The sequence below is a fragment of the Pseudoalteromonas rubra genome (assembly GCF_005887095.1).
Classification (GTDB): Bacteria; Pseudomonadota; Gammaproteobacteria; order Enterobacterales; family Alteromonadaceae; genus Pseudoalteromonas; species Pseudoalteromonas rubra_E.
The window spans coordinates 26,676-35,446 of sequence record NZ_PNCI01000017.1; the positions used below are offsets into that span (position 1 = coordinate 26,676).

General features: G+C 49.1%; 9 protein-coding genes and 1 pseudogene. 9 read left to right on the plus strand and 1 reads right to left on the minus strand.

What is annotated here, in order from left to right:
• Positions 1-166: 166 nt before the first annotated feature.
• The 9 genes from CWB99_RS07880 (at position 167) to CWB99_RS07920 (ending at position 7,891) form a co-directional block, all read left to right on the plus strand.
• Entirely contained in the window at positions 167-1,021 is an 855-nt protein-coding gene (locus CWB99_RS07880; protein ID WP_138550370.1) for a mechanosensitive ion channel family protein, read from the plus strand.
• Between the two features lie 11 nt (positions 1,022-1,032).
• Positions 1,033-1,845, plus strand: coding sequence for a magnesium transporter MgtE N-terminal domain-containing protein (locus tag CWB99_RS07885; protein WP_138550371.1), 813 nt, complete (start codon positions 1,033-1,035; stop codon positions 1,843-1,845).
• 12 nt (positions 1,846-1,857) lie between these two features.
• A complete protein-coding gene (locus CWB99_RS07890; RefSeq protein ID WP_138550372.1) occupies positions 1,858-3,192 on the plus strand; it encodes a magnesium transporter in 1,335 nt (444 codons plus the stop codon).
• A gap of 251 nt (positions 3,193-3,443) precedes the next feature.
• Positions 3,444-4,202 carry a deoxyribose-phosphate aldolase gene (gene deoC / locus CWB99_RS07895; RefSeq protein ID WP_138550500.1) on the plus strand — a complete coding sequence of 253 codons (759 nt, stop codon included), beginning with the start codon at positions 3,444-3,446 and terminating at the stop codon, positions 4,200-4,202.
• Positions 4,202-4,930, plus strand: coding sequence for a purine-nucleoside phosphorylase (deoD, locus tag CWB99_RS07900; RefSeq protein WP_138550373.1), 729 nt, complete (start codon positions 4,202-4,204; stop codon positions 4,928-4,930). The genes deoC and deoD overlap by 1 nt, the downstream gene beginning before the upstream one ends.
• Before the next feature lie 84 nt (positions 4,931-5,014).
• Positions 5,015-5,515, plus strand: a complete 501-nt coding sequence (locus CWB99_RS07905) for a hypothetical protein (protein ID WP_138550374.1) — start codon at positions 5,015-5,017, stop codon at positions 5,513-5,515.
• 115 nt (positions 5,516-5,630) lie between these two features.
• The gene (locus CWB99_RS07910; protein WP_138550375.1) at positions 5,631-6,251 is read left to right on the plus strand and encodes a phage tail protein; all 621 of its coding nucleotides are present in this window, start codon (positions 5,631-5,633) and stop codon (positions 6,249-6,251) included.
• A 170-nt stretch (positions 6,252-6,421) separates the two neighbouring features.
• Complete coding sequence (locus tag CWB99_RS07915) at positions 6,422-7,039, plus strand: phage tail protein (protein WP_138550376.1); 618 nt, start codon at positions 6,422-6,424, stop codon at positions 7,037-7,039.
• A 246-nt stretch (positions 7,040-7,285) separates the two neighbouring features.
• On the plus strand, positions 7,286-7,891 hold the full coding sequence (locus tag CWB99_RS07920; RefSeq protein WP_138550377.1) for a phage tail protein: 606 nt from the start codon (positions 7,286-7,288) through the stop codon (positions 7,889-7,891).
• Positions 7,892-8,150: 259 nt separating this feature from the next.
• On the opposite strand, the pseudogene CWB99_RS07925 reads toward CWB99_RS07920, so the two are convergent.
• A pseudogene (locus CWB99_RS07925) lies at positions 8,151-8,711 on the minus strand (transposase); the annotation flags it as partial.
• Positions 8,712-8,771 lie beyond the last annotated feature (60 nt).

An 8,771-nucleotide genomic window follows, 5' to 3' on the forward strand; every position in this document is an offset into this window, starting at 1 on the left:
CTTTTTTATTTCACCCTCACTTGCTGGACAAACCCCGTTTTCAATACAACACTTTAACCAGAAACTTAAAGGCCAACCCGCTCTCATAATTGACAACTTCCAGGTTGGTAAACCGGATGGACCGCGATGTTGATAACTTTTCTAACTTTTTTATTCAGGACCAGTCATGGCTGATAGCTCTGCGCTTTTTGACTGGCAAAGCAGTGCATATATCGGTTTTGAGCAGCTGAAAAATTACTTTTTTAGCCTGCTTCCTCAACTTTTCGTTGCCGCCATTATACTCCTGCTCGGTTGGGCCTGTGCCTGGTTACTCAGCAAGCTGGCACTCACACTACTGCGAGTACTCAACAAGGCACTTACCAGTATCCAGCAAAAGACACAGCAACCCAGGCAGGTGCAGCTTTCTTCCCGACATATAAAGGTCATTTGTCGAAGTGTTTTTTGGCTGACATTGCTGTTTTTCGCCACTGCAGCTACCTCCAGCCTGGGCTTAAGTTTATTTACTGACTCTGCTGCTGCACTCTTTGCTTACTTGCCAAACCTGATCACCGGTATTCTGATCATGGTTGCCGGTTACTTGCTGGCGGGGCTTATCAGTTCAATGATTAAAGCCAGTGCGCATTCTATTGGCTTTGCCCACACAGAAGCAGCCACCCGCATTGCCCATTTTGTAATTCTTTTTACCGCCATAGTAATAGGGGTAGAGCAACTGGGGATCAATGTGCACTTTGTCACCAACCTGGTTATCGTCGTTACAGGCATGCTGTGTTTTGGCGTCGCGCTGGCATTTGGTCTCGGCAGTCAGGAAATAATTGCGAACACGGTTGCGGCCAGACAGGCACAGCGCCATTGCCGAATTAATGATGATATAGACATCGCCGGCGTGCGTGGCAGATTAACTGAAATCACGGCTACTATGCTGGTCATTGAATCCGATCAGGGACGTGTGCTGATCCCCGCCAGCGTGTTTCTCAAACACAATAGCCATATCACAACCACACAGACGACCGAACACAAATAATAAGGCTGAGTATGTCGACTTTACACCTCAAGCTCGCCCAGCATTTTATGCAACAAGAACCCCGCGCAGCAGCCCGGCGACTTGAGTTGCAAGCCCCTGAAGTGGTCACCAGTATTCTGTGCACTCTGAAAGATCACGAAGTGGGCGCAGTACTTAAGGCAATGCACCCAAGTTATACCGCTCAGCTCCTGCCTAACCTGGAGCAAGTGCAACAAGCCCGCTGGCTACAATTACTTAATCTGACAGACATTGCAGCGATCCTGCGCCATGTATCACAGCACTCGACTGACACATACCTGGCACTGCTGCCACTGAAAAAACAAACTATGTGCCGGATGCTGATCAGCTACCCCGACTACACCGTGGGTGCCTGGGTCGAAACCGATGTGCTGACGCTGGACGACAAAATGTCTGTAGAAGATGCCATGCTGCGTCTGAAAAAACGTGCCTATCGAGGCCCGGCGCGACTCTACGTGGTTAACTACCAACGTCAGATTGCCGGTCAGGTTTCTATATATGAACTCCTGTGTCGCTCTGGCGGGCAACCTGTTGCCGACTTTATGGATAAACAGGTGCCCTGCCTGAGCGGCTACACTGAGCTGGGCAGCGCCTTGTCTGCCAGCGTCTGGGAGCGACAAGATCAGGTTGCGGTGGTCAACCGCAAACAAGGGTTTATCGGCACATTACAACACTACCGCGTGCGCCGCGCTCTGAAGCACCATGAGGTGGAGCAAATTGCCCCTCTGGTGAGCAGTGACTTGCTCGATGCCTATGCCAGCTCGTTTGCCAATGTGCTCGACTTATTGGTCCCAGAAAAACCCTGAAGGAAAGTGTTTATGCATGCCAGCAATGAACAATTCGACGCCGCCATTGAGAAACTGGGTACCGCCTTTTTAAATGCCTACCCTCGCAAAGGCGCTCAATTGATAAGCCAGCTGACCCCCGAGGAAGCTGCCCGCCTGTTGCATGAGCAGCCCTTGTATATTGTCGTTAAACTCTGGAAGTATATTCCGCCGGGCAGCGCCAATTCACTTTTCAAGGTCATGGCGCTGCCACTGAGTATAAACCTGCTGCGCCAGCTAGATGCCAATGTTGCAGTCAGCATGCTTGCAACGCTCGATGATAGCAAGCGCTCAGTACTGCTCGGCGAGCTCGAAACGCAACACCCAGACTTGGCCAGCGAACTCAAGGAACTGCTGATCTACCCTCCAAACACCGCCGCCAGAATGATGGACCGTTCAATTCAGGCGTTTTATGCCGATACCAGCGTGCATGAGACCCTGAGCCAGTTGAAAAAGCTCAAAAGCAAGATTGCCGATGTACTTTATGTGCTCGGCCCGGACCAGGCTCTGATCGGTGAGCTCACGCTCAATCAGTTACTTGCCAGCTCTGGAAATCAAACGCTTGGAACGCTGGCAGCCCCAATAAAGGGCAAGCTGGATGTGATGGACCATAAGGACACTGTCGTGGAATTGTTTGAAGGTCTGCGGGCCCGGGCCTTACCAGTATTAGATGCACAAAAGCAGCTGGTTGGTCAGATCCGCTTTTTTGATGTGTACCAGTCTACCAAAGAAGAGCTCGTCAGCGATATGCAAACCATGGTAGGTGCCAGTAAAGATGAAAAGGCCCTCTCCAGCAGCTGGTTTGCAGTCAAAAAACGCCTACCCTGGTTACAAATAAATTTGCTCACTGCCTTTGCTGCGGCGGCGGTAGTTGGTGCGTTTGAAGGGCTTATCGCCCAGGTGACCGCGCTCGCGATTTTGCTGCCAGTTGCCGCCGGACAATCGGGCAATGCCGGTGCCCAGGCGCTGGCTGTCACTATGCGTGGTTTAACGCTTAGAGAAATCTCCACAAGACAGTGGTATCAGGTGATGCTCAAAGAGATGCTGACCGGATTACTCAACGGCCTGGCCATTGCGCTGACCTGCGCCATTGGGGTTTATATCTGGAGTCAGTCGGTTGGGTTAGCCCTGGTGATTGCGCTGGCCTTGATCTGCTCTTTGGTGATCGCAGGCAGTGCCGGTGCCATTGTGCCCATAGCGTTGAAGAAGTTTGGCCTCGACCCTGCACAATCATCTTCCATTGTACTGACAACCATCACCGACATTGCTGGTTTTATGTCATTTTTGGGGATCGCCCTGTTACTCTCGGATATGTTGCCTGTCGGCTAACAACCTTGCGCCATATCAAGTAACCGCATCTTAGGGCTGGAAAATGGCAGCCAACTGTCAGACAATCTCCTGGTGATTAAATGGAATTATCTTGAACACAACGTACAAGTCTTCACGGAACCAAGTCCACTCGAGTCCCCAATTGTCGAGTGAGCTATGCCCACCAGCGCGCCCTCCTCGACCATTTGGGAAGTGGTTCTTTGCTGCCCGACCACATTATATCGGCAGCACAAAAGGAGTCTCCTATGTCAATAACAACACTCAAAGAAGCAGCTCAGCTGGCGCTCAACTGTATGGATTTGACCAGCCTGACTGGTACAGAAAGCGACGAGGATATTATTCGGCTCTGTCAGCAGGCCAGTTCAGAGCTTGGTTCCGTGGCTGCCATCTGTATCTATCCGCAGTTTATTCCGCTGGCCAGACAGCATCTGGATACGAGTATCAAGATTGCCACTGTCAGTAACTTTCCGCACGGCAATAAGGACATTAATGCAGCAGTTGAACAAACTCGTACAGCCATTGCACTCGGCGCCGATGAAGTCGATGTGGTTTTCCCCTACAGAGCACTCATGGCAGGCGATCCGGAAGTTGGATACCAGCTGGTTCAGCAGTGTAAACAGGCATGTCCCGACCATGTCAAACTTAAAGTGATCATTGAGTCCGGTGAGCTCGCTGCACCTGCGCTTATTGCCCGGGCATCGAAAATATCCATAGACGCTGGCGCCGACTTTATCAAAACCAGTACAGGTAAAGTGGCTGTGAATGCCACGCTCGACGCAGCCGAAATTATGCTCACTGCAATTAAACACTGTGGTAAAGAGGTCGGATTTAAGGCGGCCGGTGGTGTGCGCACCGTCGCCGATGCCTGCGACTATCTGGCACAAGCCAGACTTATCATGGGATCTGACTGGATTAGCAAGCAGCACTTCCGATTTGGTGCATCTGCCCTGCTCAGCGATGTGCTTGCCACTTTGAGTGGCTCGGATGTTAAGCCAGAAGGAGCATACTAATGGCCCATGACAACCACCACACCACCGTGCATATCAATGCAGCTGCTGATGCGTTTGCAGATACCGTGCTGCTTCCCGGCGACCCATTGCGGGCAAAGTTTATTGCCGAGCACTTTCTGACAGACGTCAAAATCGTCAATACAGTGCGTAACATGCTAGGTTACACCGGCCACTATCAAGGCCACAGAATATCAGTGATGGGCACGGGCATGGGGATCCCCAGCTGTTCTATCTATGCCAAAGAGCTTATCACGGAATACGGTGTCCAAAACCTGATCCGTGTCGGCAGTTGTGGTGCGGTCTCCGAGCAGGTACAGCTCAGGGATATCATAGTCGCTATGGGTGCCTGCACCGACTCCAAAGTAAATCGCCTGCGCTTTAAAGATCATGATTTTGCTGCCATCGCCGATTTCAACCTGCTCAATGCCTGCGTGAAATCAGCCAGCGAGCTTGCACTAAAAGTACAAGTTGGCAATGTATTTTCATCTGACCTGTTTTATACTCCTCAGCCAGACATGTTTGACCTGATGGATACCATGGGGATCCTGGGTGTAGAAATGGAAGCCGCCGGACTATATGGTGTGGCAGCACAATATGGTGCCAGGGCGCTGACGGTACTCACCGTCGCGGACCATATCACTCAAGATACCCATTTGAGCAGCGATGCCAGACAATCTTCTTTTGAGGAGATGATACAGCTGGCGTTGCTGACAGCCCAGTCAGTGTAACCAGCACTGAGCTTGTGCGTGGCACTGCGCACAAGCTACAACAGGTCAGATAATTTCCATTTTCACAACAAATTACTCAGGACTATGACCAAAACCCGACAGCTTATTTATGCGGTTGTACTCAACCGGGGATTTTTACTGTTTCCTCTTGTATTGATCAGCCTGCTGGTTGGTAGCATCACCGCGGAAGACATTCGCTATTTGCTGGGGCACATGGATCAGCATGGCTATCAGAAAGTCATTGAAAACGAATCGACCATCACCATTTTGTTGATTGGGTTTGGGGCTATCATGGATGGCCGGAAAATCTTCTCCAAACGTATGCTGGAAAGTAAAAATGACCCAACCCTGGAGCAACACAGCGCACTAAATGCCACCTCTGAATACTATGGCTTTATGCTGATCGTGATCGGTATTGCCATCGAAATTGTTGATCAAATTACCAGGTATTTACGCACATTTAATATAGATATCATGGCATTTGAAGCCATTTTTAGCTTGGTATTTAATGTGATTGCGCTCATTGTAATGCTCAAAGCAGCCTACAGAATAGCGGCCATTGATATAGAAGAGCATCAGCTGTAGGGACCCTCCAAATGTCCACACGCCCTGTAATACAAAGTAATATACTTGCGGCATTCGTGAATGTAGGATAAAGATTGGTGTAAGTATCTAATATCAAAGCGCTAGGGATTGTTTTATGTCAACAGAAGCATTTACGGGCGAGCTCATGCCCTTTGTCGGTAATTTTGTCGTAAGAGAGTATCTGGCATGTGACGGCCAGCTTGTCAGCATAGGGCAATATACGTCCCTCTACTCAATAATGAGTACCTTTTATGGTGGCGATGGCCGGGTCTCCTTTGCCATGCCAGATCTGCGCGGCCGCAGCCTCATTGGCCACGGAAAAGCCCCCGACCTAATGTATGATTATCAAATCGGTATGTTTGGGGGTATTGAAGAAAAAACCCTCACTGAATATCACTTACCGACACACAATCATACCGCATCGGCTCAGGTACCGCCCATCACTAGCGCCACGGAGTCGTCAATGTTGGTTGCGAACAATAACGCAAATACACCTGCCCCCAATATCAGCGCTTTCCTTGGCAAACCACAGGATCAAAACTTCTTTGTGTCTAACCCATTTGAATCCGCACAACCAGTTGGGATCAAAGGAATAAATGTAGACGTTCAGTCTTCTGCCTCGACAAACGTTGGATTGAATAATACAGGCCGGAGCGAGTCTATTGATATCCGCAACCCGGTTCAGGCTGTAAACTGGCTCATTTGTGCAGACAACCTCTATCCGCAACGCCCCTAATCAGAACTGAGCTTATTCATCAGCGTATATCGGCTCGCATCCGCCGACACCTGCCGATGATGATGTCGGTTTGTGCTGTAATACAAAGTAATATACTTCTGAAAAGGGATGAGGTATGGTTGATTTTGACTATAACGTTATTAACAACAATGATTTAGGGAGAGCATGTTATGGCTGCCGACGCATTTATCGGTGAAATGATGCCGTTTACAGGTAACTTTGCAGTACGCCAATTCGCGGAGTGTGGTGGGCAACTCATTTCTATCTCACAATACTCAGCAACCTATGCCATCATGGGCACATTCTATGGTGGCGATGGCAGAAGTACCTTTGCTGTGCCAGATTTACGTGGCAGAAGCCCTGTCAGCAAAGGGCAAGCACCAGGCTTATCAAATTACCCGTTAGGTAGCAAAGGCGGCAGTGAATCAGTCCAACTGACAACTGCACAGCTCCCTGCTCACTCTCATACAGCAGCTGCTACTGTCGGCGTATCAAGTGCGGCGACGGCCACCCTATCTGTGGCCTCCAACAATGCCAACAGCCCTGTACCGACATCAACTGCTTACCTTGGCAAACCACAAGATTCGAGCTTCTTTGTACCCAGTGCATTTGAAGCAGAGCAACTGGTAGAGATCAAGGGTCCAGAAGTGCAGGTACAATCAGTAATAGAAAACGCAACAGTCACAGTAGACAACACGGGTTTGGGCCAGGATGTTGAGTTACTAAGCCCGTTTACCACGATTAACTGGCAAGTGTGTTTGAATGGGCTTTTCCCATCCCGCGCATAATGGCTAATTAGACCACCAGGCATCAGGAGTCGACCCTCCTGATGCGAATTATTTAGGTTACAAAGCGACACCCGATAGCCTGCCTTGGTAGGTGGGCCAGACAATGAGTTTATTGTGAGTAACAGGCAACACATAGGATTGAATCGACTGGTGCCTGCCATACCCCTTCGGGCACTGCCATGCGTTGCATCCATCTGATGTGCTTATTGTAGCAATTTTAACAACATCTAACTGTGAGGTAGAAATATGACTGTTGAAGCATACCTGGGTGACATGATGCCGTATGGCGGCGACTTTACTGTAGAAGGTTATGGCCCATGCGACGGTAGTTTGGTGTCAGTCAACCAGAATCAGGCACTATTCACGATACTAGGCACCAAATATGGCGGTGACGGACGCACCACTTTTGAGCTCCCTGACCTGCGTGGCAGAAGCCCGATACGCTATGGTAAAGGGCGTGGGCAGATTGAATACCCACTAGGCGCTTTCGCCGGACGAGAAAGAGTCAAACTCCATCCACGTCATTTACCCCCTCACACACATAAGGCCAAAGCAGTCGCCCGGTTTACTATGGTATCGAACAATGGTAACGCGCTCTTTCCTGATTTTGAAGGCAAAAGTTTTATGGCGCCCATACAACCAACAGGCCCCTTACAGCAATCGCCAGCTCAACTATTCTTCACACCTTCTGACTTTGAGAAAGCAGATTTCATGAGTCCCATTAAAGGGGTTGAAGTAGAGGCCGAAGTTTATTCAGATTATAATGATAATGTGGATTTTGATATTCGCAGCCCAGTGTTAGCCATTGGCTGGCAAATCTGTACTTTCGGTGACTACCCAAGGCGCGCTTAATCAATATCAACCAGGTGCAATGCACCTGGATTGACCTGCCAGTCTTATTACTCACCCGCTCTTAGTCACTTTCAACAAACTCATCGATTCGCAGACCCACGCTGTTGCTTCTCTCGCACACGACCATGACTCCAGCCCCACCATAAAAACCATACCAAAGAATGATAAGAAATATTTATAGCAATCATTAAGCCGTAATCCTGTACAATATTCATCGTACATTAATCCAACTCTACTCATACACAGGAAAAAACAAGTAATTCAGGTCAATATATGCCATGCAGGCTGTCAGTACCGCTTCGTCCAGTAATGCCTGTGACTTGAATCTCCCTTCCCAAAACCGACCCGTACAACCCTCTTCTTTATTAGCTCTGCGAGCTATGTCTTCTTTCAGTACCCGCATAAACCAGCTGATATTCGCAAGGCGTATTCTGAATTCACTGATGTCTGTATCCAGCATACTGCGCTCTGACTCACTCAGCTTATCACTATTAACGAATTTTTGTGTCAGCCAGTTACCTTTAAACAACTTATGCCAGCGAATCACTATCGCTTTATCTGATAACCTTTGTGCCTTCTTATCATCCACATACAACACAAGATGTGTGTGATTGCTCATCACAGCATAACCACACACCTCAATGCAGAACACCCTGGCCAGAGCCAGTCGTTTTTCGTTTACCCAACCCCTTCTATGTTCATACGACTTACCCGTTAAACGGTCTTCACCGCACAAGAATGCTCGACGAACACACCGGGAAATACAGTGATAATATTTGGTATCCGATAAACTGACCTGTTTCTTCCTTGCCATTGGCATAGTCCATTGTCCTCAATCCATTGAGTATTACCCAAAGGTAGACGGCGCACATCCTGTGCG